Origin of the sequence: Treponema bryantii NK4A124 (genome assembly GCF_000421345.1) — a bacterium.
GTDB lineage: Bacteria > Spirochaetota > Spirochaetia > Treponematales > Treponemataceae > Treponema_D > Treponema_D bryantii_B.
Genome location: NZ_ATWV01000001.1, coordinates 381,510 through 405,485, shown reverse-complemented (window position 1 = coordinate 405,485; position 23,976 = coordinate 381,510). Strand labels below are relative to the sequence as shown.

Annotated in this window: 16 protein-coding genes and 2 tRNA genes; 12 read left to right on the top strand and 6 right to left on the bottom strand. The window is 40.7% G+C overall.

The features are described 5' to 3' along the window. Positions 1-224: 224 nt before the first annotated feature. Positions 225-1,880 (top strand): peptide ABC transporter substrate-binding protein, encoded by a 1,656-nt coding sequence (locus tag G626_RS14995; RefSeq protein WP_033421516.1) that lies wholly within the window; start codon positions 225-227, stop codon positions 1,878-1,880. Positions 1,881-1,901: 21 nt separating this feature from the next. Beyond that, positions 1,902-3,998, top strand: a complete 2,097-nt coding sequence (locus tag G626_RS0101690; protein ID WP_022931061.1) for a methyl-accepting chemotaxis protein — start codon at positions 1,902-1,904, stop codon at positions 3,996-3,998. A gap of 56 nt (positions 3,999-4,054) precedes the next feature. Here G626_RS0101690 and rpsU read toward each other — a convergent pair whose 3' ends face one another. Both rpsU and G626_RS0101680 read right to left on the bottom strand, forming a co-directional pair. Next, a complete protein-coding gene (gene rpsU / locus G626_RS0101685; RefSeq protein WP_022931060.1) occupies positions 4,055-4,261 on the bottom strand; it encodes a 30S ribosomal protein S21 in 207 nt (68 codons plus the stop codon). Positions 4,262-4,435: 174 nt separating this feature from the next. Then, positions 4,436-4,969 (bottom strand): hypothetical protein, encoded by a 534-nt coding sequence (locus G626_RS0101680; protein ID WP_022931059.1) that lies wholly within the window; start codon positions 4,967-4,969, stop codon positions 4,436-4,438. A gap of 61 nt (positions 4,970-5,030) precedes the next feature. On the opposite strand from G626_RS0101680, the gene G626_RS17115 reads away from it, so the two are divergent. Then, on the top strand, positions 5,031-6,278 hold the full coding sequence (locus G626_RS17115) for an HD-GYP domain-containing protein (RefSeq protein WP_022931058.1): 1,248 nt from the start codon (positions 5,031-5,033) through the stop codon (positions 6,276-6,278). Positions 6,279-6,281: 3 nt separating this feature from the next. Here the strand turns inward: G626_RS17115 and G626_RS0101670 are convergent. The 3 genes from G626_RS0101670 to G626_RS0101660 all read right to left on the bottom strand — a co-directional run bounded on the left by G626_RS0101670 (position 6,282) and on the right by G626_RS0101660 (position 7,265). Beyond that, positions 6,282-6,354 (bottom strand) — tRNA-Pro (locus G626_RS0101670). A gap of 54 nt (positions 6,355-6,408) precedes the next feature. Beyond that, a tRNA-Asp gene (locus tag G626_RS0101665) sits at positions 6,409-6,482 on the bottom strand. A gap of 108 nt (positions 6,483-6,590) precedes the next feature. Beyond that, positions 6,591-7,265, bottom strand: a complete 675-nt coding sequence (locus G626_RS0101660) for a GntR family transcriptional regulator (protein ID WP_022931057.1) — start codon at positions 7,263-7,265, stop codon at positions 6,591-6,593. 181 nt (positions 7,266-7,446) lie between these two features. On the opposite strand from G626_RS0101660, the gene G626_RS0101655 reads away from it, so the two are divergent. From G626_RS0101655 to G626_RS0101645, 3 genes are read left to right on the top strand one after another with little or no spacing between them, the layout of a single operon-like run. Next, on the top strand, positions 7,447-8,409 hold the full coding sequence (locus tag G626_RS0101655) for an ABC transporter permease (protein ID WP_022931056.1): 963 nt from the start codon (positions 7,447-7,449) through the stop codon (positions 8,407-8,409). Between the two features lie 14 nt (positions 8,410-8,423). Further along, positions 8,424-9,317: a carbohydrate ABC transporter permease gene (locus G626_RS0101650; protein ID WP_022931055.1), complete on the top strand. Its 894-nt coding sequence runs from the start codon at positions 8,424-8,426 to the stop codon at positions 9,315-9,317. Positions 9,318-9,367: 50 nt separating this feature from the next. Next, on the top strand, positions 9,368-11,068 hold the full coding sequence (locus G626_RS0101645) for an extracellular solute-binding protein (RefSeq protein WP_022931054.1): 1,701 nt from the start codon (positions 9,368-9,370) through the stop codon (positions 11,066-11,068). Positions 11,069-11,229: 161 nt separating this feature from the next. On the opposite strand, the gene G626_RS0101640 is transcribed toward G626_RS0101645, so the two are convergent. Then, a complete protein-coding gene (locus tag G626_RS0101640) occupies positions 11,230-12,102 on the bottom strand; it encodes an AraC family transcriptional regulator (RefSeq protein WP_022931053.1) in 873 nt (290 codons plus the stop codon). 129 nt (positions 12,103-12,231) lie between these two features. On the opposite strand from G626_RS0101640, the gene G626_RS0101635 reads away from it, so the two are divergent. The 6 genes from G626_RS0101635 (at position 12,232) to G626_RS0101610 (ending at position 23,964) form a co-directional block, all read left to right on the top strand. Next, entirely contained in the window at positions 12,232-13,998 is a 1,767-nt protein-coding gene (locus G626_RS0101635) for an ABC transporter ATP-binding protein (RefSeq protein WP_022931052.1), read from the top strand. 95 nt (positions 13,999-14,093) lie between these two features. Then, complete coding sequence (locus G626_RS0101630) at positions 14,094-15,860, top strand: ABC transporter ATP-binding protein (RefSeq protein WP_022931051.1); 1,767 nt, start codon at positions 14,094-14,096, stop codon at positions 15,858-15,860. A 48-nt stretch (positions 15,861-15,908) separates the two neighbouring features. Continuing rightward, positions 15,909-18,383: an adenylate/guanylate cyclase domain-containing protein gene (locus G626_RS0101625; protein ID WP_231365058.1), complete on the top strand. Its 2,475-nt coding sequence runs from the start codon at positions 15,909-15,911 to the stop codon at positions 18,381-18,383. Beyond that, on the top strand, positions 18,346-21,213 hold the full coding sequence (locus G626_RS0101620; RefSeq protein ID WP_022931050.1) for a FecR domain-containing protein: 2,868 nt from the start codon (positions 18,346-18,348) through the stop codon (positions 21,211-21,213). Before G626_RS0101625 ends, G626_RS0101620 begins: the two co-directional genes overlap by 38 nt. Continuing rightward, positions 21,203-22,780: a hypothetical protein gene (locus G626_RS0101615; RefSeq protein ID WP_156003134.1), complete on the top strand. Its 1,578-nt coding sequence runs from the start codon at positions 21,203-21,205 to the stop codon at positions 22,778-22,780. The genes G626_RS0101620 and G626_RS0101615 overlap by 11 nt, the downstream gene beginning before the upstream one ends. Then, the gene (locus G626_RS0101610; RefSeq protein WP_022931048.1) at positions 22,780-23,964 is read left to right on the top strand and encodes an InlB B-repeat-containing protein; all 1,185 of its coding nucleotides are present in this window, start codon (positions 22,780-22,782) and stop codon (positions 23,962-23,964) included. Before G626_RS0101615 ends, G626_RS0101610 begins: the two co-directional genes overlap by 1 nt. Positions 23,965-23,976 lie beyond the last annotated feature (12 nt).

Below are 23,976 nucleotides of genomic sequence, written 5' to 3'. Positions count from 1 at the left end.
CCTCCGTTATTGTTTTTGTGTGGTAACAAAATTATAACAGTTCAAAGAAACCTTTTCTTTTATTTTGACGACATTATATTTTACTGCTTACAATATTTTTATATAACTGAAAATTATTTGCTACCTGTATAATACCGTGTTATAATTAAAAAATCCTTTAAACGTTTATTATAAAAATCAATTAAAAATCAGATTTACTCTTTTTAAGTATGCAGGAGAATTGTATGAAGCATATGAACAGTTGTGCTTTAGGGATTGTTTTGTCTCTATTGCTTTTAGGATGTGGAAAATCACCTGTGGTGCAGCAGGGCAGAGGTCCTTTGCCGGAAAAAAAGGTGAGCGGACCAATTTTAAACGTATCGCTGGATGCCACAATTGATACTCTGGATCAGCAGGTTTCTGTCTATGCAACTTCTTTTGAACTCATTGGAAATATGATTGATGGTCTTATGCAGATGGCCGATGATGGTTCTGTAAAATATGCCTGTGCAAAGGAGATGCAGGTTTCTCCGGATGGCCTTCATTATACCTTTAAGCTGCGTGATGATGTTTACTGGTCAAACGGAGAGCCTGTAACAGCACATGACTTTGTATATGGCTGGCAGAGAGCTATAGATCCGGCAACAAAATCTGAATATGCTTTTATGATTAGTGATATAGCCCAGATAAAAAATGCAACTGCAATTCAAGCAGGGCAGATGGAGCCAAATCAGCTGGGAGTTCGTGCAAGAGATAATTACACTTTCGAAGTTGAACTTCAGACTCCTGTTTCATACTTTGATCAGTTGCTTTACTTCTGTACTTTCTATCCGGCAAATCAGACTTTTATAGAAAAATGCGGCGACAAATATGCAACAAGTCCTGAGACCTGCCTTTCTAATGGTGCCTTCCTTCTTACAGATTATAAGGTTGGCGCTACATCAATTTCCTTTATTAAAAATACAGCCTATTATGATGCAGCAAAAATCAAGCTTGGCGGAATTCATTATGAGGTTATAAACAGTGGAGAGGAGGCTCTGAAAAAATATCAGAGTGGTCAGCTTGATTTTGTTGAACTTTCTGGTGATGCGGTTGTTCAGATGCAGAACTCTCCTGAGTTTAAGCCGGTAGATTCAGGCTTCCTTTATTTCTTAACCTTTAATTTTGATGATCCTTTATTTGCAAATAAAAATCTTCGTCTGGCAATTGCCAATGGTATAGACCGGGAACTGATTGCTAAAGAAATGGCAGATGGTTCAGCCGCAGCTTATGGAGCAATTCCAAGAGGATTTGCTTTTTCTCAGACTGGTCAGGACTTTACTCCGGCCGGAGTAGAGTTCCCGGATGTATGTTCTTATAATCCTGCCAAAGCCCGTGACTATTTTGAAAAAGCCAAGAAAGAACTTGGAAAGAAAAGTCTTGAAGTGGAGCTTCTTACTGCTGATGGCGAAACTCAGATAATCTGCTGTGAATCAATGAAACGACAGCTTGAAAGAAATCTCAATGGAATAAAAGTTAATATCAGATCTGTAGAAAAGAAGGAAAGACGAAAAATTATGAGTTCCGGCCAATTCCAGTTTGGACTTAATAACTGGGGACCAGACTATGCAGATCCTATGACTTATCTTGCAATGTGGGTAACCGGTAACTCAAACAACATGGGTAACTATTTTAATCCTGCCTACAATGCCCTTATTGCAAGCTGTACAGACGGTGAGCTTTGTACAAAGATTGCTGAACGCTGGGCTGCAATGAAGCAGGCAGAAATTATGATTATGGATGATGCTGCTATTTCGCCGGTCTATCAGAAATGTAATGCAAATCTTATTAAGAGCAATGTTAAGGGCGTTGCCTTCCATGCTGTAGCTATCAATAAGATATACAAAAACACAACAAAATAAAGCGAAAGAGAGGAATTATTTATGGAAGAAACTAAGAAAAGAAAATATGCTCATCTGGCTATGCAGTTCTCGCTTTATATTCTTGCGATTCTGGTTGTGTCATTTGTGCTTCAGAATATCTTTATTGTAAAGAGTGTAAAAGCCTATTCTCAGAGAGATTATTCAGACTTCAGTGAGAAGGTAATTACCGAGGATGCAGGAAAAATTCAGAACTGGAATGAGGTTCTTGTAAATGATCTTCGTATCTATTCTGATAATGATGTTACGAAGGCAGGTAATGCAGACCGTATTATTGCATGGCTTTTATCACATGAAAATATCAGAAATCCTTTGTTTAATTATGTTATGTTCTGTACTCCGGATGGGGTTGGTTATGCAAGTGACGGAAGAATTCTGACTGTAATTTCCAAGCCTTTTTTCCGTTCTATCATGAATGATAAAAAAGAGCTTTATGTTTCGGATATTGATTTTCAGGTCGATGGAAGTGTCTGCTATTACATTGCAAGACCAGCCTATAATGCGGCAGGTAGTCTGATTGGTGTTTTTGCCGGCGCGGTTAAGCTTAATGAAATTGATAAGATGGTCAGTGAGCTTTCTATGGGGCAGGAAGGAAAGGCGATTCTTGTCGGTTCTAACGGAGTTCTTATTTCTCATATCCGTGGTATGAGTAAATATATGGACCTTTCTTACAGTGATAAGGCGGGCTTTTCCGGGCTTGATACAATTGCAGTAAAAGCCTGTGCCGGAGAGTCGGGAGAAGGTTATTACAGGGATCCGAATGGTGTACTTACCTTTGCTTCTTATGCCCCGGTTCAGGGAACACCTTGGTCTGCAATTCTGACAATTCCTCAAAAGCAGATTGAAGCGGTTGGTAATAAAATGAGAACCATCATTCTCATTATCAGTATTCTTGTAGGAATAATAGTTTCTGTCGCATGTTCATTGATGATGATTGCTGCAGTAAAACCTCTTAAGATAGTGCAGGAATCTATTCATGATATTGCTTCGGGAGAGGCTGACCTTACACAACAGATTGTTGTAAAAAGCAATAATGAAATTGGTGCTCTTGGGGACGGCTTTAATGCCTTTATGGAAAAACTTCGTACAATTATCGGCGGGGTTAAGGATTCAAAGGAAATCCTTGGAGACGTAAACTTAGGACTTCAGCAGCGTATTGGAGAAAATGGTCAGTCTATAGAGGCAATCATTGGAGACTTGAATGATATTGGATCTCAGGTTGAAAATCAGGCAAACAGCGTATCTCAGACAGTAAGTGCTGTAGAAGAGATTGCCCAGAACATTCAGTCTCTTGAGAATATGATTGAAACTCAGTCGAGTGGTGTAGTAGAAGCAAGTGCTGCCGTAGAAGAGATGATTGGAAATATCAGCAGTGTAAACAATTCTGTCGGATATATGGCCCAGTCTTTTGATGCTCTTATTCAGAATACAGAAGCCGGTATTCAGCGCCAGAATGATGTAAACCAGCGAATCCGTAATATTGAAGAACAGTCTAAAGCCCTGCAGACTGCCAATAAGACAATCAGTGATATTGCCGGCCAGACAAACCTTCTTGCTATGAACGCAGCTATTGAGGCGGCTCATGCGGGTGAGGCCGGAAAGGGCTTCTCTGTTGTTGCCGATGAAATTCGTAAGCTTTCTGAAACTTCAAGTGCTCAGTCTAAGACAATCCGCGAGGAGCTTTTGAAGATTGAAGGTTCTATTAATGATGTAGTAAGTGCTTCTCAGGCTTCTACAGATATGTTCGTGGAAGTAAGTAATTCCATTACCCAGACCCAGCAGCTGGTGCTTCAGATTAAGGGTGCTATGGAAGAACAGCAGGAAGGTTCCAAGCAGATTGGTGATGCACTTAAGCTTATGAATGACAATACAAGTGAGGTTAGGGCTGCTTCTCACGAAATGGCCGAAGGTAATAAATCTATTCTTGTTGAAATTGATCAGCTGCGAAATACTACCGGAGTAATCCGGGATAGTATGGATAAGATTTCTTCGAGTGCCGGTGATATTAAGGAAACAAGTAATGCGCTTTCTGAAATTGCAAACAGTGTTGAGGCTGCGGTTGGTCAGATTGGCGGTCAGATAGATTTGTTTAAGGTATAGGATGGTTAAATGATAAAGCCCGGTGTTAAGCCGGGCTTTGTTATTAGAGAACTAAACTAGTAGTCCTTCTTCTCTGTCTTACGTCTCTTGTTAAGAAGCTTTCTCTCGAGAGTAGTCTTCTTCTGGTGGAGGGTAGCAGAAGGTTTTTCGAAGTATTCGCGCTTTTTGTATTCGCGGATAATGCCTTCTTTTTCAACCATGCGCTTAAAGCGTTTGATTGCTTTTTCAAGGTTTTCTGAATCATCAACCATGATTGTTGCCATACTGTATTCACCTCCTTTTTCCGGTGGTTCCGTCGTTAAAAAAATAATGTGAGAGATAATATAATATAAAAAGAAAAATTAATCAATATAAGAAGTGTGCTGATATAAAATTAATCACCACACGGATTTGATTTTGCTAACGCAAAATCTTATATAATTTAATATGGAATTACGTTAGTAATTCCCAATCAGTGTGGTAATCTCTTTCTCTAGACTGTTTGGAGTCCAAAGTTCTTTGTCTGTAAATTCAAGGTAAAAGAGTCCGTTTTCGTCTCGTATAAACTCCGGTACAACATTTGCATCCGGATTTGTCTGCAAAAACCAGAGTCTCAAAAATGCCATATTCTCGCTGAGAGTGTAATCATCACGTTTGCAGAGGGGGCTTTCAATTTTAAGGGAGTGAAGTCGTGCAGTGGACTTTTCTTGTTTAGTGGCCTCACATAGGTCCTGGAGTTTGCAGAAAAGCTGGTAAGCCTGTAAAAGATTTTCCTCGTCCTGTTCAATGTCCTGAGTGCGAGGCTCCATAAAATCAGAAAAACGACGACGCAAGCTCTCTTCTCTTTCTGCTTCACGGAGCTTTATTTCTTCCTGGAGAATTTTGTCTTTAGATAGGGGAGTCTGTTGCAGCTCTTTATCTTCATCATTAAGCTTTGAAAACTTTTTTGTAAATGCAGCTACAGATTGTGCAAGATTTCTTTTTTCCGACATAAAAATAAATATATCGTTATTGTTTGAATTGTCAAGTTTTATCGTTTATAATTAAATCAATATGCCAGATACTAAAGAGATTTCTACAACAGACGAATTAAAAAAAAAATTTTTATCTGATGACAAAATGACACTGCTGCTTGCTAAGGTTGTTTCGGCTACTATGTTTGTGCTGGGCGTTATTATGGCCATAACCACTCATATTGAGGGCAATCATGCAATGGTTATTGTCAGTCTGACTTATGGCCCTCTTTTTCTTATTTCTTTTATTGTAACTCTGATAAGCAAAAAGCCTCACTTCTTTCTTGTATTAGGATACATTCTTAGTATTGTAATGGAAATTGTTTTTCTGCTTACCGGTGGGCAGGAAGGTTTTGGTATTTTCTGGATGTGTATAATTTCACTTTTTACTTTTTTTGCTAATCAAAAAAGGGTGTTTTATATAGTAAACTCTGTTTATATTCTTCTGGTAATATTAGGCTTCTGGACACCCCTTTATCATTTCTGTTATCAGTTTTCAGATACAATGCGGGTTCGTTTTCCTCTGCTTTATATGATTGAGTTTATTTTCGCGATAATCATAAAGCTTCGCCTGTCAAAGGTTGAAAGCAATAGAAATATACTTTTTAATAATCTGATTGAATTACAGAACAGTCTGCAGCAGCAAGTAGAAGAGCGGACAAAGGAACTGAAGGAAGAAAAAAATAATTCTGAAAAACTGCTTATTGAACTTACCCAGGCCCTTGCTACAACTATTGATGCTAAAGATAAATATACAAGCGGACATTCCAGAAGGGTAGCGGAGTATTCAAAAATGCTGGCAGCTGCTCTTGGAAAGGATGAGAAAGAACAGCAGAAAATTTATCTTTTTGCCCTGCTTCATGATATTGGTAAGATTGGTATTCCAGACTGGATTATCAATAAACAGGATAAACTGACTGATGAAGAATATGCAGAAATTAAAAAGCATCCCCAGATTGGATATGAGATTTTGAAAAGTATTTCGATTCTTCCCAATCTTAAAAACGGTGTCCGCTGGCATCATGAACGGATTGACGGCACAGGATATCCGGATGGACTTACTGCCGCAGCTATTCCCGAATATGCAAAAATTATCAGCGTAGCAGATGCCTACGATGCAATGACCTCAAACCGAAGTTACCGAAGTTCTTTGCCACAGGCTCAGGTTCGTGCAGAAATTAAAAATCAGAAGGGAAGTCAATTCGACCCGGCAGTAGCAGACAAGATGCTGGAAATCATTGATGCAGATGTGGATTATCTGCTGAGAGAAAAAACAGAAGAAGAATAATAATCGGGTATACTGGATTCGAACCAGCGACCTCAACGTCCCGAACGTCGCGCGCTACCAGCTGCGCTAATACCCGAAAAAAAATACAAAAGATGATAAAAAAAAGCCTTCCGATGAATGGAAGGCTTAGCGCGAGCGGCGGGGCTCGAACCCGCGATCTCCGGCGTGACAGGCCAGCGCGATAACCAGCTTCGCTACGCCCGCGTGATGTTTGTTATATTACACGAATCGAGGATTTGTGTCAATAATCTGAGATAGAAAAAATAAAAAAAATCCCGATTTTTTTCGGGATTTTTCATGTTTCTAAATCTTTTATGCAAAGTACTGAGGGTACTTTTTCTTAATTTCATCTTCCTGAATATGCTTTCGTGAAAGATGTTTATCCAAAGCTTTTCTTGCAGCTGCAGCATCCTTAGCTTTGAAAGCTTCCAGAATTTCTTCGTGTTCCTTGATAATCCTTTCAGCATTAAAAGAGTGAAGTGTGAGTTCTCGGATTCTGTCATAGTGAATACTCATAAGTCTTACCATATAATGACACTGCATTTTATTGGTAATCCTATACATCTTTTCGTGGAAGGCATTATCCAGTTCCATAATCTTGTCCAGATTATTCTTTTCGTAATAGAACTGCTGAAGAGTTACATTTTCTTCCAGCTCCTGAATATCCTTTTCATTTGCCTGCTGACATGCCATTTCTGTAATTGCAGATTCAATTGTTGCACGAACGAAAACGGCTTCATCAACATGAGCCATATCAATAAGGCTTACATGGCTGCCTCTCTGAGGGAGAATTTCAATAATTTTAGTAGAAGAAAGCTCCTGCATTGCTTCGTGCACAGGTGTTCGTGAAAGGTTCAGTTCGTTTGCAATATCCTGCTCACTAATCATGCTGCCCGGAGCAAGTTCAAGGTTAATGATGTTTGCCCTTATAACACGGAGGGCATATTCACGGTTTGTTTCTTTTTCAAGTTTTTCTGTGTTTTTCATAACAATCCTAATATTTTATTCAGTCTTATCCATATCGTCAATAATGCTTTTTTCTTATCGAAGAACACTTTTTTCTTGACTTTTTTGTATTATGCTTTATCATACTAATTATACAAGCGTACTAGTATGCAAGTTGCGCTTGTTTAGATTATAACACATATTCTGAAAAACGGGTAATAAAATGTTTAAGAAAAAAGAAAAGCTTGCAGGTACTGAATTAACTGCTGCCGCTAAAAAAGGCGAGTTCAAAAAGTACATGCGCAAATACTGGCAGTTCTATGCACTGCTTTTGATTCCGGTTCTCTACTACATCATCTTCCGCTATATTCCTATGGCCGGAAACGTTATTGCTTTCCGCCGTTACCGTGCAGGAGGAAGCCTCTTTGGTCAGAAGTGGAGTGGACTTAAATACTTTAAGCAGTTCATTGGTGATAAGACCTTCTGGCGTGCATTCCGAAACACTCTTGTACTTAATGTTTCGTATCTGGCTGTGCGCTTCCCTCTGACTTTGATTTTTGCTCTTCTTTTGAACGAAATTAAAGCGCTCTGGTGGAAAAAGTTTGTTCAGACTGTTTCTTATCTTCCACACTTTATTTCTATGGTAATCGTTACCGGTATGATTCGCGAGCTTGTTTCTACAAGTGGACCTCTTAATCAGCTGGTTGCACATTTTGGCGGTGAAAAGATTTCTTTCATTGCCTTCCCTCAGTATTTTAATCCGATATTTGTAATTTCCGGTGTATGGCAGGCTTTGGGATGGGGTACAATTTTGTATCTTGCGGCTATTGCGGGAATCAATCCTTCTCTTTATGAAGCAGCAGAGGTTGATGGTGCTAATCACTTCCAGCGTGTATGGCACGTAACAATTCCTTGTATCCTTCCTACAATTACTACCTTGCTTATTCTTGATATCGGAGGCCTTGTTGGTTCGGGTGGTGCCTTTGAAAAGGTATTCCTTTTGTATAACCCTATGACTTATGAGACGGCAGATATTATTTCTACCTTCGTATTCCGAATGGGTCTTGGTTCTGGTAACTACAGTTACGCTACTGCTGTAGGTTTGTTTGAAGCTTTGTTGAATCTTACCCTGCTTACAATAGCTAACAAGATTTCTAAGAAAGTATCAGGATCGGGATTGTGGTAAGGAGGAATTGAAAAATGTCTGAAAAAACTGGTGTAAAAGTAAAGGAATCTTCAGGATACATCGTATTCAAATGGTTCAATACAATTATAATGATTCTGGTGTGTGCTGCAACTCTTTATCCATTTTTGTATCTTGTGGCACAGTCTTTTTCTTCGGAAGAAGCTATTACACTTGGAAAAGTAAATCTGATTCCAATTGGATTTAATATTGAAACTTATAAATCGGTTCTTGCAAAGGGTGAGTTCATGCATTCTTATAAGAACACTCTGGTTTATTCTGTTTTAGGAACAATCCTTTCTCTTGTCTTCAGCTGTTGTATGGCTTATCCGCTTTCTAAGAAAGAACTCAAGGGGTATAAGGTACTTACAAAGTTTGTAATCTTTACAATGTACTTTGGTGGTGGTTTGATTCCTAACTACGTTTTGATGATGAAGCTGCATCTTATCAATCATACTGCAGGCTTTATTATTCCATCGCTTTTGAGTACCTATTATATCATTTTGATGAAGTCTTTCTTTGCAGATTGCCCTCACGAGCTCGAGGAAGCCGGAGAACTGGACGGACTTAGTCCTATTGGAATTTTTGTACGTATTGTTCTTCCTCTTTCTATGCCTATTATTGCAACAATGATTTTGTTCAATGCTGTTGGTTACTGGAACAACTGGTATAACGCCTTCCTTTACCTTGATAAAAAGGAAATGTGGCCGGTTGCTTATTATCTTAAGACTGTTATTTCCGGTGCTTCTACTTCTGCTGATCCTGGAGAGGCTACTGCAGAAAAGATGCAGATTGCCGCAAATATCAAGTCTTGTTCTATGGTTCTCATGGCTCTGCCGATTATCTGTGTTTACCCATTCATCTCGAAGTACTACGTAGAGGGTATGATGCTCGGTGGTGTTAAGGAATAAGCCACAATGGCTCATAAATAAAAGTTTTTATCAAATAGGAGGATAAAACTATGAAAAGAGTTGTGACAACTGTTGTTGCAATTATGTGTGTTGCTGCAATGTTTGCTGCTCCTTGGTCAAAGAAAGCAAAGGGCAAGAATGCTGCAGCTTCGGGTTATACTTTCGGTGAGGAAGTTACATTCCACTCTGAAAAGCCGGTAACTTACTCAATTTCTTTCAGTGATGCTTCATGGTATGCTATGCAGGATACCTGGAAAACTGAAGGTATATTCAAGGATATCGAAAATGTAACAAATGTTCACCTTGACATTACATCTTATGATAGCGGCGATTATGGTCAGAAGGTAAACCTCGCAATCAACTCTGGTAAACCTACTTACATCATTCCAAAGATTTACGATGAAAACCAGTATGTTTCTGGAGGCGGTGTAGTTGCTGTTTCTGATTATGTTCAGTACATGCCTAACTTCCTCGCTTTCGTAAAGAACTATAAGATGGAGCCGGATCTGGCTACTATTACACAGAGTGACGGAAAATTCTACCGCTTGCCAGGTATGCACCAGGCTGCTCTTCAGGACTACACAATCATGGTTCGTGATGATATTTTCACAGCTGCCGGTTACAATGTTCGTGAACTCGAAAAGAACTGGACTTGGGAAAGCCTCCACGATGTACTTGTTGGTGTAAAGAAGTACATGGTTTCAAAAGGAATGTGTAAGGAATCTGACTACATCTGGTCTGATCTCTGGTGTGGTGAATCTGGAAAAGGACAGGGTGGTAACCTTCTTAAATTGATGGGTGCTTCTTACAATGTTCTTTCTGGATGGGCTATTGAAGGTTCAAACGGTGGTATTAAATATGATTACAAGAAGAAGGAATTCTATTCTTCTTCAATCAGCGAAGATTACAAGAAGTTCATTTCTGTTGCTAACAGCTTCGTAAAAGATGGTCTTCTTGATCCAGAAACATTTACACAGTCAGATGATGTAGCTCATAACAAGTTCTACAGCGGAAAGACAGTAATCATGTCTACAAACCGCTCACAGATGGCTAACGATATTGCAGGTGTAAAGAAGATTCTTGGTGACAAGGCTACATGTTATGTAACAGCTTATCCTTCAGGAACAAATAAGAACCTCGCAGAAACTTCACGTCTTGAATGTGGTGTTATGATTTCTCAGAGAGCTCTTGATGAACTTGGAGAAAAAGAATTCATTAAACTTATGCGTTTCGTAGACTGGATGTTCTATTCTAAGGAAGCTTATACACTCTGTAAGTGGGGTCCAGAAGGAAAGACATGGGAGTGGGCTACTGCAGCTAATGGTGCAAAGATTAAGAAGCTTAAGGCTGGCTTTAAGTGTGGTGGTCTTGGTCTTCCGGGAGCAGACAGCGATGTTGATATCCGTCTTAAGTGGGGATATGCTGGTGGTAACTACTTCTATGGTCACTCAACAGCTGAATCAACAGATGCATTCACTCCAGAAGTTCAGGATCTTTATGCACGCTATGCTAAGTACAAGACAGTTGCTGTAGTTGATCCAAAAGCTAAACCAACTGAGGATGAACGCGAGCAGTTGACTCTCTGGTCTGTTCCACTTACAGATAACATCAACGCATGGACTCTTAAGTTCGTAACAGGACAGAAGGATATCAATAAAGACTGGAATGAGTACCTTGCAAGCTGTAAGAACCTTAATGTAGAAAAGATTGTAAAACTTACAAACGATATCTACAAAAGACAGAGCAAGTAGTTTTCCTGCAGACACGCTTCGCGTGCTGTAGAAAACAATTAATCGTGTGACAGGCAATGTCTTGCCTGCACACGAAATATAATTCCAAGCCGACATGCTTCGCATGCGGTTGAACGGTGGTTGAGTGTCCGCGAAGCGGATTTATCGAAACCACCGTTTTTTTATATCTGAGAGTTTCTGCGCTGCTTAGGCGTAATACCACGGATTTTTTTGTAGGTGCGGATAAAGTGGCTGGCATCTGTAAAGCCTGTTTCCTGGCTGATGTAGTCCAGGGTTTTGTCGGTATAGAGAAGGAGAGTGTCTGCCTTACAGATTCTTATGAATTCAATATATTCCTTACAGGTTTTTCCAAACTGAGTTTTAAACTGCTTTGCAAAATTTGAATAGCACATGCCGCATTTGCTTGCTAAATCTTCTATGCTGATATTTTCTGCAGAGTGTTTGTCGATATATTCGAGGACAGAAAAATCTTTTGTAGAAAACTGGTCGAAGGTTGTTTTAGTAGAAAACTGAAAACCATGACGCAGCCATATTCTTATTACCTCTGTGATTATAAGGCTGATCATGGAAGCAACCTTAATATCATAGCCGAACTGGCGGTTCTTTGTTTCCCACATACAGTATTCAAAATACATTTTTACAGGATTAAAGCGCAGGTCGCGGGCTGTAAGGAGATTTGTTGCTTCTGTATCTGAATTGGCCTTGTCGAGCAATTTGGGAAGCTTTGGAGAACCAGGAGTTGTGTTTGAAAGAATCATATCATCAAATTTAATGACATAAAAAAGAGGTTTTTCTGGATATTCTTCTTTAACAGGGTAGTCGAGGAAGGAATGAATCTGCTTTGGATGAAAGATTATCATGTCGCCCGGATTCATGGTAAACTGTTTGCCGTCTACTTCGGCATAAAGGACGCCGCTTACAAGGTAAACCATCTCTGTAAAATAATGCCAGTGAGGCTTTACATATTTCCAGTCACCCGAAAAGGCCTGAAATGGAGCATTGAGGCTGTCGCTTTCTTCAAAAAGATCGTCCATATTTCCTCCGGAACTTGTAGAGATTCGTACAATAATATTCCTCTTTTTTTATAGCATGGAATTGCCTCTAATGCTAGAGTAAAATCACATAATAAAGAAATGTTTTTATTATGCATTTCGAGGATTTTTATGAAAGAGAAGAGCGCTTTTTCCTGGGTCTGGTCTTATGTACGTAAGTACCGTTTTGGTATGGCAGCAGGCCTTTGTCTCAGTGTTGTTGTTGCAGCAATGAATATGGTAAACCCTCTTGTTACCGGAAATATTGTTGACAGGGTAATTAAGGGCGGTCAGCACCAGCTTTTATTTAAATTGATTGCAATTATGCTCTGTGTTGTTGTGGGAAAGTCTATATTCCGTTACAGCTATCAGGTTATTTTTGAGCACTGTTCTCAGAACGTAATTTTGAAGATGCGAGAAGATCTCTATGCTCATATACAGAAGCTGGATTTTTCCTGGTATGATAATGCTCCAAGCGGCAATGTTATGACTTTGCTTACTTCGGATCTTGATAAGGTGCGCCACTTTGTTGCCTGGGTTTTGTATCAGATTCTGGAAAACTCTCTTATATATATTTTTTCAATTATTACTCTGGCTTCAATTAATTGGAAGCTTACGCTTGCCTTTATGGTAATTGCGCCTCCGGTGCTTCTGCTTGTACGTAAGTTTAAAATTCATATCCGCCCGGCTCATATGAAGGTTCGTGACCAGTTTGCAGTTTTAAATACCCGCGTTGGCGAAAATATTGAGGGTAACCGTGTTGTAAAGGCCTTTGTTCGCGAGGGCTATGAAACAGAACGTTTTGAAAAAGAGAACGAAGCCTACAAAGAGGTTTCGGTTGCCAATGCCGATATGCGAGTAAAGTTTTTACCATGGATTGATGCCCTTTGTCAGATTCTTCCGGTAATTCTTATTATGTTTGGTGGTTATCTTGTAATTCAAAAGGAAATGACAATTGGTCAGCTGGTAACCTTTAACGGCCTTATGTGGGCTTTTATTCAGCCAATTAATATGTTTGGTATGCTGGTTGATAACACACAGAACTTTGCAGCTTCAGCAGACAGACTCTATGAGCTCTGGAAGGTGGACAGCAAAATTAAGAATCCTGAAAACTCTGAGGGCTCTGCAAGTGATACTTCTGCTGCAGCCGACGCTTCTGCAGCACCTCAAATTGCCGGCAGGGTAGAGTTCCGAAATGTTAATTTTTCATATAACGAAACTCCGGTTATTAAAGACATGAGCTTTGTGATTGAACCCGGAACAACAGTTGGAATTCTTGGTCCTACAGGAAGCGGTAAATCTACAATCGCAAATCTTATGTGCCGCTACTACGATGCAGATTCCGGAGAGGTTCTGATCGACGGTAAAAACGTAAAGGATTACAACCTGCAGGAGCTGCGCCGCAATGTGGGCATTACAATGCAGGAAGCCTTTCTCTTTAGTGATACTGTTGAAGGCAATATTGCTTTTGCTAAGCCGGAGGCTACTTTTGAAGAGGTTGAGGCAGCAGCAGAGCTTGCAAGGGTAAAGGAATTTATCGGCGACCTTACAGATGGTTACGATACTATCGTTGGTGAGCGTGGAGTAGGCTTAAGCGGCGGGCAGAAGCAGAGAATTGCGCTGGCAAGACTTTTCCTTGCAGATCCTAAAGTTATGATTCTGGATGACACTACAAGTGCTGTAGATAATGATACGGAATATAAAATCCGCCAGTCTATTAAGAGCCGAAGCCAGGGACACACTGCCTTTATTATCAGCCACAGAGTTTCTTCTTTTGAAAACTGTGATGTGATTCTTGTTGTTCAGGACGGCAAGATTGTAGATAAGGGAAGTCACGAGGAGCTTATTTCCCGCGATGGTTATTATAAAGAGGTTTGGACTGAACAGACCGGTAAATAAATTCATGTTCGGGCAGGCAATTAAGTGTCATGTTCGGGCTTGACCCGGACATCTAGATTGCCGGATCAAGTCCGGCAATGACAGAGAGGTTAATTATGGCAAGAAATAAATTTGATGCAGATGAAGAAATAGAACAGAAGTTTAATCCTCATATTCTGCTGAGACTTTCAAAGTGGATTAAGCCTTATACAAAGTGGATGGTACTTTCCTGCATAATCATGCTGGTATCATCCGCAATCTCTCTTTGCAGTCCTTATCTTACCCGCATGGCAATCGATAAGGCAATTCCTACGGCTAACTATCGTTTGTTAGTTATTATTTCTGCGGTTCTGCTTTTTTCAACTTTCTTTGTAAGAATTTTGCTTGCAGAAAAGCTTAAGATTATGACCCGTGTTGCTCAGAAGATTATTGTAAATATCCGTCATGATGTTTTTACAAAGCTTCAGTCGCTGCCCTTCAGTTACTTTGACAGCCGTCCGCACGGAAAAATTCTTATCCGCGTTGTAAACTATGTAAACTCACTTTCGGATCTGCTTTCTAACGGAATCATTCAGCTGATTTCGGATCTCTTTACACTGCTTGTAATTATAGGCTTTATGATTGCAATTGATGTAAAGCTTACTCTTGTTTGTATGGCTGTTCTTCCGGTGCTTTTTATAATCCTTTTTTCTATGAAGAAAAAGCAGCATGAAGCATGGAAGCAGGAAAGCTACAAGCGCTCAAACCTTACAGCTTATCTTTCTGAAAGTCTTAACGGTATGAAGGTAACTCAGAGCTTTGCACGTGAAGAAGTAAATCAGGGAATCTTTGATGAGCTTTGCCGCAAGTGTAAAAAGGTCTGGATTCATGCCGTAAACATCAACAATATTATCTGGCCTTCTGTAGATATTCTTTCAACTTTGGGAGTTACACTTGTTTACCTTGCCGGAATCAACTGGCTGGGTGAGACTGTTACAATTGGTACTCTGGTTGCCTTTGCCGGCTACATCTGGCGTTTCTGGCAGCCAATTCAGAACCTTGGAAACTTCTACAATTCCATGGTAACAACCGGTGCCTATATCGAACGTATTTTTGAGCTTCTTGATGAAGATGATGATATTACAGATAAGCCTGGCGCCCGTGAGCTTCCTCCTATCCGCGGACATGTTCAGTTTGACCATGTTGATTTCAGCTACGAGCCTGGTAACCCGATTCTCAAGGATGTGGACTTTACGATTACTCCTGGTATGACAGTGGCAATTGTAGGACCTACTGGTGCCGGTAAAACTACTATCGTAAATCTTTTGAGCCGCTTCTATAATGCGGAGAAGGGCCGTATTTTAATCGACGGAATTGATATTCAGGAGCTCTTGATAAAATCTATCCGTAAACAGGTTGGTGTAATGCTTCAGGATTCCTTCCTTTTCAGCGGAACAATCATGGAAAATATCCGCTATGGAAGACTTGATGCTACAGACGAGGAATGTATGGCTGCAGCCAAGGCTGTACAGGCTCACGAGTTTATTTCTGCTTTCCCGGAGGGCTATAATAAGGTTTTGTCTGCCAACGGAGGCGGTTTAAGCCAGGGACAGAAGCAGCTTATAAGCTTTGCACGCGTACTTTTGAGCGATCCACGCATTCTTATTCTGGACGAAGCAACTTCTTCTGTAGATACTCACACAGAAAAGGCTTTGCAGCAGGGACTTGGAGAGCTTTTAAAAGGTCGCACAAGCTTTATTATTGCTCACCGTCTTTCTACAATCCGCAATGCAGACGTAATTTTCTTTGTTGATCATGGCGAAATTGTTGAAAGGGGAAATCATAACGAGCTTATTGCACTTGGCGGCCACTATGCCAAGATGGTGAGTGGAGTCTTTGCCTGATTTATATTGTTATTTGTATAAACATCTATAATATAGTATAATTTATACGTGCGCACCAGGAATAATATTGAACTAGATGAATACGGATGCTTTGTAAAAAACGACCCGTCAAAAAAAACTGATTTAGATGAAAATTTAGATTCATTGCAGGCTCCAGAAGATGATTTAAGTGCTTTTGGAGCTTTTGTTAAACCTCAGAAAGAAGGACTTCTTCGCCGTGCAGAGGCAATTCGCCATACAAAAGCGGATGAAACTCTGCAGCCTGAAACTGAAGTTGCAGCTGAAGTTGAAACAGAAACAGGCCTTGCATCTGAAATTGAAACTCCTCAGACTGAAGAAACTGTAAGTCAGACTCCGCAGATTAATGAAATTAGAACTCTGCCGGATAAAGAAAATCTGCAGGCAGCCGGGTCAGCCGATGCAGCTTCTGAAGATGAAGTGGCTCTTTCAAAAGTAAAACGTCCTATCGGTGTAAAACTTATTCTCATTATTTCCCTGCTTGTGCTCTTTTCAATGGGAATTATCACAGTTCTCGTTTCATACTTTATTTCAAAAGATACCCGCATCAACGCGGAAGATAATAACCTTACAATCAACAGCCGTACCGCTTCCGACTGCCAGAGCCGTTTGAACTCGGTAATTTCTTCGGCCGGTATTCTTTATGATATTCTGATTTCCGACTCAGAGGAAGAAAGCCGGGAACGTGTTGTAAACTCTTTCTATGAACGTAATAAGTTTATTGCAGCTATAAGCTATAAAGATCTCGACTCAATCAGTTATAACCGCCAGTTCTTTGCTTCAAACGAAATTGAACAGAGCCTCTTTGAAGCCTATGTTGTGCAGGAAAGCGAAGCCGTTGCAGAAAGCCGTCAGGGTAGTGTAAAACTGCTTAACGCTTCTCCATTCTTTGGAGCCCAGACAATTGCAATCTTTACGCCTGTTTATTCTGGAACTCAGTCTGATTCAGCGGTAATTCTTTTTGCCTGCGACGAGCTGTCCGAAAGCTTTGCAAACTCTTCAATCAATTCATCAACTCTTGTAAACGATGAAGGTATTGTTCTTGTTGATCCGGATATTCAGCAGATTCTTAGTGCAGCCGATATGAGTAAAAATCAGCTTGTTGCAGCAATGCTTTCCAGCAAAAATAATAACGAGCAGTTTGTATATACTGATGATGAAGGTACGGAATATATTGCGGCCTTCCGTAAGCTGGGGCTTGGCGGATGTGGTGTAGTAACTGAAGTTAGAAGTGAAATTGTTCTTGAAGCTGTAAATGCAACTACACGTCGTAATCTCTACCTGACAGTTTCAATTCTTTCTCTTGCAATCATTCTGATATGGTTCTTCTCAAAATCTCTGAGTTCTCCTCTTAAAGCTCTTACCGAGGTTGCAAATGAAATCAACCGGGGTAATTTTAATACAGAAAAGTTCGAAGAACTAAGTGGTAACCGCAAGGACGAAATCGGAGTTCTTATTCAGAGTACAAAGAACGAACGCGAAATCTTAAACACAGTAACCTCCCTCACAAACCGTGGTGTAACCCAGGCAATTGTAAGAAAGGAAATTGATTTTGAACCACACCTTAAAGACATCACAATCTTCTTCAGCGATATCCGCGGCTTTACTGCAATTTCAGACGGCTTTAATAAACGCTTTGGTGAAAAGTCTGCTGCAGAAATCATCAGCTTTTTAAATGACTATATGGGCCGCATGGTAAACTGTATCAACATTACCGGTGGAAACGTAGATAAGTTTGAAGGCGATGCAATTATGGCCTGCTGGGGAGTTCTGCGGGATGACGATCTTTCTTTTGAAAATCTTCCTGATGGAGATCCTGAAAAAGAAGAACACAGAAGCCTTCACGAAGAGCATGTTCAGGCAGATGCCCTCAGCGCAATCCGGGCAACTGTTGCAATGCGCTATGCCCTTATGGAATACAACAAGCAGGCAGAAATATTTACCAAGGCCCATGCAGACGAGCCTTACGCAAAATATAAACCGCATATCAGAATCGGTTCGGGCTTAAACAGCGGCCGTGCAACTGTAGGCTTTATGGGTTCTTATCACAAAATGGAATTTACTTCTATTGGTGATGCTGTAAACCTTGCTTCGCGAACTGAAAGCTCTAACAAGCCTTGTGGTACAGATATTCTTATTACTCAGGATACCTATGATATTCTCAAATATAATTTTATAAGATGTCCTGAAAATAATTATACAATCAGCCCGGAGCATCTTGCTAATGAAGTTATTGTAGAAATGATTCCTGTTGCCTTTGAAGTAAAAGGAAAGGGTAAGCAGCATTTCTACGGTGTAGTAAATATGCCTGGCTTTGATATTGAAGGATTCTTCAGACAGTCTGAGCCGGACTTTGAGGTAGACCCGGATTGTATTGGAGCCGTTGGGCCTTACGGACCAAAGAATCTTCATGAGGTAAGAGAATTACTTGGAATCCCAGAACCAAACTTTGATGAGGTAGATCTTGATGCAGCAGAAGAAAAGACAAAAGCTTCGGGTAAGTGATTTTCTGCTTGTGCTTGTCTGCCTTTCGGTTTGTGCAGTAAGCCTCTGGTTTTTCTGGAAAGATTTGAACTCAAGCAGCACCCGAACTGACGTAGACTCAATTGCCACAATTCATTTTAAGCGAAAGGTTTCTCAGAGAAAGTTTGACGACCGTGTCGTATGGGAGCGTCTGCAGCAGGATTCTGCTCTCTATGATAAAGATACTATCCGTACATCTGATGGTGCCGAAGCGGTAATTCTTTTCAGCGACGGTACAAAAGTTGATTTGACCGAAAACACAATGATTCAGATTGGGCTCGAGAAAGACGGAAGTGTAAATCTTTCTGTGGGTGGCGGTAATGTTGAAGTTGATACAACAGCCTCAACTTCTGAATCAGTTAAGCTTTCTATGGGCGACGGTTCTTCTGTGAGTCTGGAAAAGGGCAGCCGCATTACTGCTGCCAGTGGCGGAGATTCGGGCTCTGGAGCGGCTACAAGCTTTACCGTAAAAGACGGAAATGCCGTAGTTTCAAATGCGGCAGGAGAGACGCAAAAGCTTTCGAATGGGGAAGCAATTAGTGTAGAGAAAAATGGCGAGCTTAGTCGTCAGAATATTACTGTAACTTCAATTTCAAAAAATCTCCGTGTTTACAAAACCGAAGAGAAGGTTGAACCAGTAAAGCTTAGCTGGAAGGCTCTTTCAGACAGCAAAAAGCCGGCCGATGTAAAAGTAAAAGTAGAAGTTTCTACTGATAAAGACTTTACAAATATTATTGAGCAGTATAGTGCCCAGGGCTCTTCTTCTTTAGATGTGGTTCCTGATGCAGAAAATGAAAAACTGTTCTGGCGGGTTTATCAGGAAGATGAAGAAGAAAAGTCTGTAGAGGGTGTAATTACAGTTGTTGAACTTTCGCAGATGCAGCTTAATTCTCCTCTGGACAATTCCGTCTTCAGTTATCGTAAGGAGCTTCCAAGCCTTCGTTTTAACTGGAAGAATGATGATTATGCCGAATCCTATAAAATGGAAGTTTCGCGCACTCAGGATTTTGTTTCTCCTCTTATAACAGAAAGTTTGAAATCAACTTCTTATACTACAGCAAGTCTGGATAAGGGAAAGTATTACTGGCGGGTAACTCCTTATTATACAGTAAACTCAATTGGTTATGCGGAAGCTTCTCCCGTTTACAGTTTTGAAATTGAAGAGAGAGAAGCCCTTACAGAGCCTGCTCTTTCTTTGCCTGCCGATGCAGCAAAAATTGTGCTTGGCGATGCGGAGCAGAATGTAATTTTCTCCTGGAAGTCTGATGTAAAGACTGCAGATTATTCCATTCAGCTTGCTGATAATCCGGATTTTACAAATATCCGTCAGACAATAAAATCTTCAGCTACAACAATTGGCGAACACTTTACAATCAAAACTCTGCCGGAAGGAACTTATTACTGGCGCGTTCTCCGTAATTCAGAAGAAGACCGTGAGTCTGGAAATGACCATGCTTTGTCTCTTGTCCGCAGCTTTACGGTTTCAAAATACCTTCCTGGAGTAAATAAACTTTCATGGCCGCCGGACGGCTACTCAGTTGAAGCCGGTCAACTGGCCCGTCTGAACTTTACCTGGAAGCTTGCTTCAGAATACAAGTCTGCTGGTTTAGATTCTGTACTGCAGATTTCTAAGACAGATGCTTTTAATAACATATTAGAAAGTCAGATACTTTCTAAAATGGAATATTCAGGTGCTTCACTCGCCAGCGGAAATTACTACTGGCGTGTCGGCGTTATAAAAGACGGAAAAGAAAGTTCTTTTTCTGAACCGAATAAACTCAGGGTTTTGAACCCAATGCAGGCTCCTAAAGTTATTAAGCCGGAAGAAGCGGCTAAGTTAGTTGTAGCTTACTCAGAGCCTGTTTCTTTTGAATGGCAGCCTGTAGCCGGAGCAGATTATTACAGACTTCTTGTTTATGATGCAGAGGGTAATACTGTTAAGAGTGAAAGGGTGAATGAAGCTAAAGTAAAGCTTGAACTTCCGGTTGCGGCTACAAGCCCGGCAGAGTCTGCTTCTCCTATTTATACAAAATATCGAACTGTAGTTCAGGCCTTTGCAAAGGAAACTGAAATTTCTTCTTCTCGCTTTAGTGAGGAAGCTGAAGTTACTTTTGAAGTACGCCGTCCGCTCCCGGTAACTCTGCTTTCTCCTGTAAATAATAAGAGTTATGATGGACTAACAGCTTTACGAACACCAGTACAGCTTACCTGGAAATCTGGCGATGTAACTACGCGAACTGTGCTCACTCTGCAAAAACAGAACTCAAACGGCAGCTGGCGAACAGTACGTACAATGGAAAATCCAAAAACTACGGTAAGCCTCAGCCGTCTCACAGAAGGCCGTTACCGCTGGAATGTTTCTGCTTCCGGAGAAAGAGGAATTGCACTCGATTCTTCAAGCGAAACTTTCGTAATAAGACCGGTGCCTCTGCTGGAAGGGGCTGTCCTTAGTGAGCCTTCAAATAATCTTAAAATGGATGCAGCTTATCTTAAGAGCCACAGAAATATCAGTTTTAAATGGAAGAAGGTTACAGGTGCTACAGATTACGACTTTGCTATCTATCAGCTGCTTGCTAACGGAACTTACAAGAGAATATATTCTCAGACAAAGGTTCGTGGCACAGAGCTTCGCATAAAAGATCTTTCTATATTTGATGTTGGAACATTTGAATGGCGTGTAACTGCATACAGTCATGCTAAAGACGGTTATGAAGAGCAGAAGAGCAATGCTGCTACGGCAAGATTTAAGATAGATTTCGGCCTGCCGGCAAAGGTAAAAACCGAAGATCCTGGAACAATGTATGGAGAATGATGAGGTGAAGAAAATGTCGCTTTGCGGCCATTTAATTTGCCGCATCAGAAAAATACAGATTCTTCTCTTTTTTATGATTCTGGCCGGAGCAGGGCAGTTCAGACTTTCTGCCCAGGAAGCAGCATCAAGTAAGTTTAAGCAGAGACTTGAATGGAGTGCAGATAAAAATGCTTTTGAATATAAAGTAGAAATCAGAAGCGGCGGAAAAACTGTAAATACCTTTACTACCTCTGAAAATTTTGTAAACCTCAACCTTCCGGCAGGATCTTACGATTACCGCGTTACAGTATACGATTTTCTGGGACGCGAACAGGATGTAAGTGCCTGGCAGAAGTTTGAGATTTCTAAGGCAAATGCGCCGGCCTTTAGTAATGTAGAAGAAAACTTTGAAGTAGATATTTCTTCTTCTGGAAAAATTGTTCTTCCTGTAGAGGTTGATAATGTAGCCGAAGGAGCAAGCGTTGCTCTGGTTAATGTGAAAACCGGAGAAAAAATAAAAGGTGAACTTGTGCTTTCAGCTGTTGCAGGTGCAGCAGTCGGCGGAAAATCAGAAATTGAAAAGGCAAGTGCAGAGTTTCCGAAAATTGCGGCCGGTGAATGGAAGTTAGTTGTAACAAACCCGAGTGGTCTTTCTTCAGAGTCTCAGGCAATTGCAGTAAAAACTGTAGATAAAGAAAAAGAAAGAAGAGAAGCAGAGAAGGCTGCAAAAGAAGCGGCTGAACTTGCGGCAAAAGAAGAGCGTGAACGCTTAGCCCGTGAAGAAGCGGAACGTAAAACTGCAGAGAAGGAAGCACAAAAAGAAGCCGAACGACTTGCTAAAGAGCAGAAAGAAAAAGAAAAGATTGCCGCAAAAGAACTTCAGACAAACAGTATGTATATTCTGGCAGAGGATGACGAAGAGGATGAAGATTTTGAAGAATCAGAGACGGAAATAGAAATTGCAGAAGCTCCTGAGCCTGAAGAGGAAGAGGAGGAAAAGCCAAAACGTCCTCCTCGTAAGGTGCTTGGTATAGAAGTAAAGGTCGGTGCCAGTGCCGCTATAAATCTTTTTGAATCAGATCTCCTGGGGCTTAAGAACTACGATACCCTTACACAAGGGGCTATGCCGGAAAATATCACCCTAGCACCTCTTGTTTCAATTTCTTATGTTCCTAACCTTAGCTGGCGTTTTAAGCCGGGCCTGGAAATTTCTGCAGGCGGCTTTGTTTACGAAAATCGTTCTGCCGCCTTTGGAGAAGATGAGTGGGAGTTTAATCAGAAGTTCTGTTATAACAATGTACAGGCAGCCCTGGTTGGACAACTGAGCCTTTTGCCGCAGAGAATCTTTTTGAATGTAAAAGCCGGCGGCGGCCTTACAGAAATTCTTCTTACAACAGAATATGTCCGCGACCGTGATGCAACAATCAAGGCCTTTACTTATCCGACCTTAAATGCCGGACTTTCTTTCGAGTTCATACCATTCAGACATCTTGTTATTGAACTAGGTGCAGATTATAATAGAATATTAAGCAGTAAGATTAATTTTTCTTATCTTAAGCCATATCTTGAAGTGGGGGTAAGATTCTGATGAAACTTTTTAAGCCTAGTCATCTATATAAATCAATTTTACTCTCACTTTGTGCACTGTCAATTTTTGCAGCCTGCAAGACAGAAGCTGAATTTGACGGTGACATTCTTGAATCAATAAATGCAGATACTTCATCTACAATCAGTTTTAAAAAAGATAAAGATTCACCGGTAGCTTTTGAAAAGACTTACTTTATTGGTGCAGATTACACTATGCAGGATCTTCCTGGTAACGACGATGAAAAGGTAGATCAGTTGAATCCGGGGTTTGATTTGATAGGCTGGAAGGTAGAAGGGCTTGACGGCGACATGCAGAAGTCCTTTACTTTTGATGAAAACGGCTGCATAAGCTCTTTCCATATGGGCCCTCGTTCCATTACTCTTTACGGCGGCGGCTATACTGCTTCAACAGATACACCTTATAAGATAATTTATAAAACTCAGAACATAACGATGGACGGTTACGATTATTATGATGAGCAGGCAATGACCGGAACAACATCCACTCCGGATGTTCCGTCTTACACTGATGCCACAAATAATCTCATTGATATTCCAGGCTTTACCGCTCAGACCGCAGCAATTGTTGAACAGGAAATTGCCGCAGACGGAAGCGCAATTGTGGAAGTTTATTACGACAGAAATACTTATACTCTTACATTCCATGCAAATGACGGTTCGGGAACTTCTGAGTCTATAGATACTCAGACCTTCTACTATGAAGTTTCTGCTCCACTTAAAGCCAACAGCTTTGTAAGAAGCGGTTACAGCTTTGCCGGCTGGTCAGGAAGCAGAACAGGTTCAGTTGCCTATGCAAATGGAACAAATTATACTATAGGTGTTGGTGATGCAGATTTGTATGCAATCTGGTCTCTGCCAAACATCTCGATTACAATTTCAATGCCGGTAGCAGATGAAGTAGGAGTTACTTTCGCAGTAGATTCAACAGACCCGAATAAAGTAACTATTTCAGCAATAATTCCAGATGGTCATACTGCTTCGGAATATACCTTTAAGTGGTACAATTCAAATACTGTTCCTGTAACTCTAATATCAGGAGCCACTTCTTCGTCATACATTATTGATACAACAGGCTGGTCTGCCGGCTATTATCAGTATACACTTATAGCAAAACTTTCAGGTACTCCTGCCGGTGGCGGAACTGTACAGATTCAGGTCGAGTAAGGAGGTAAGGAA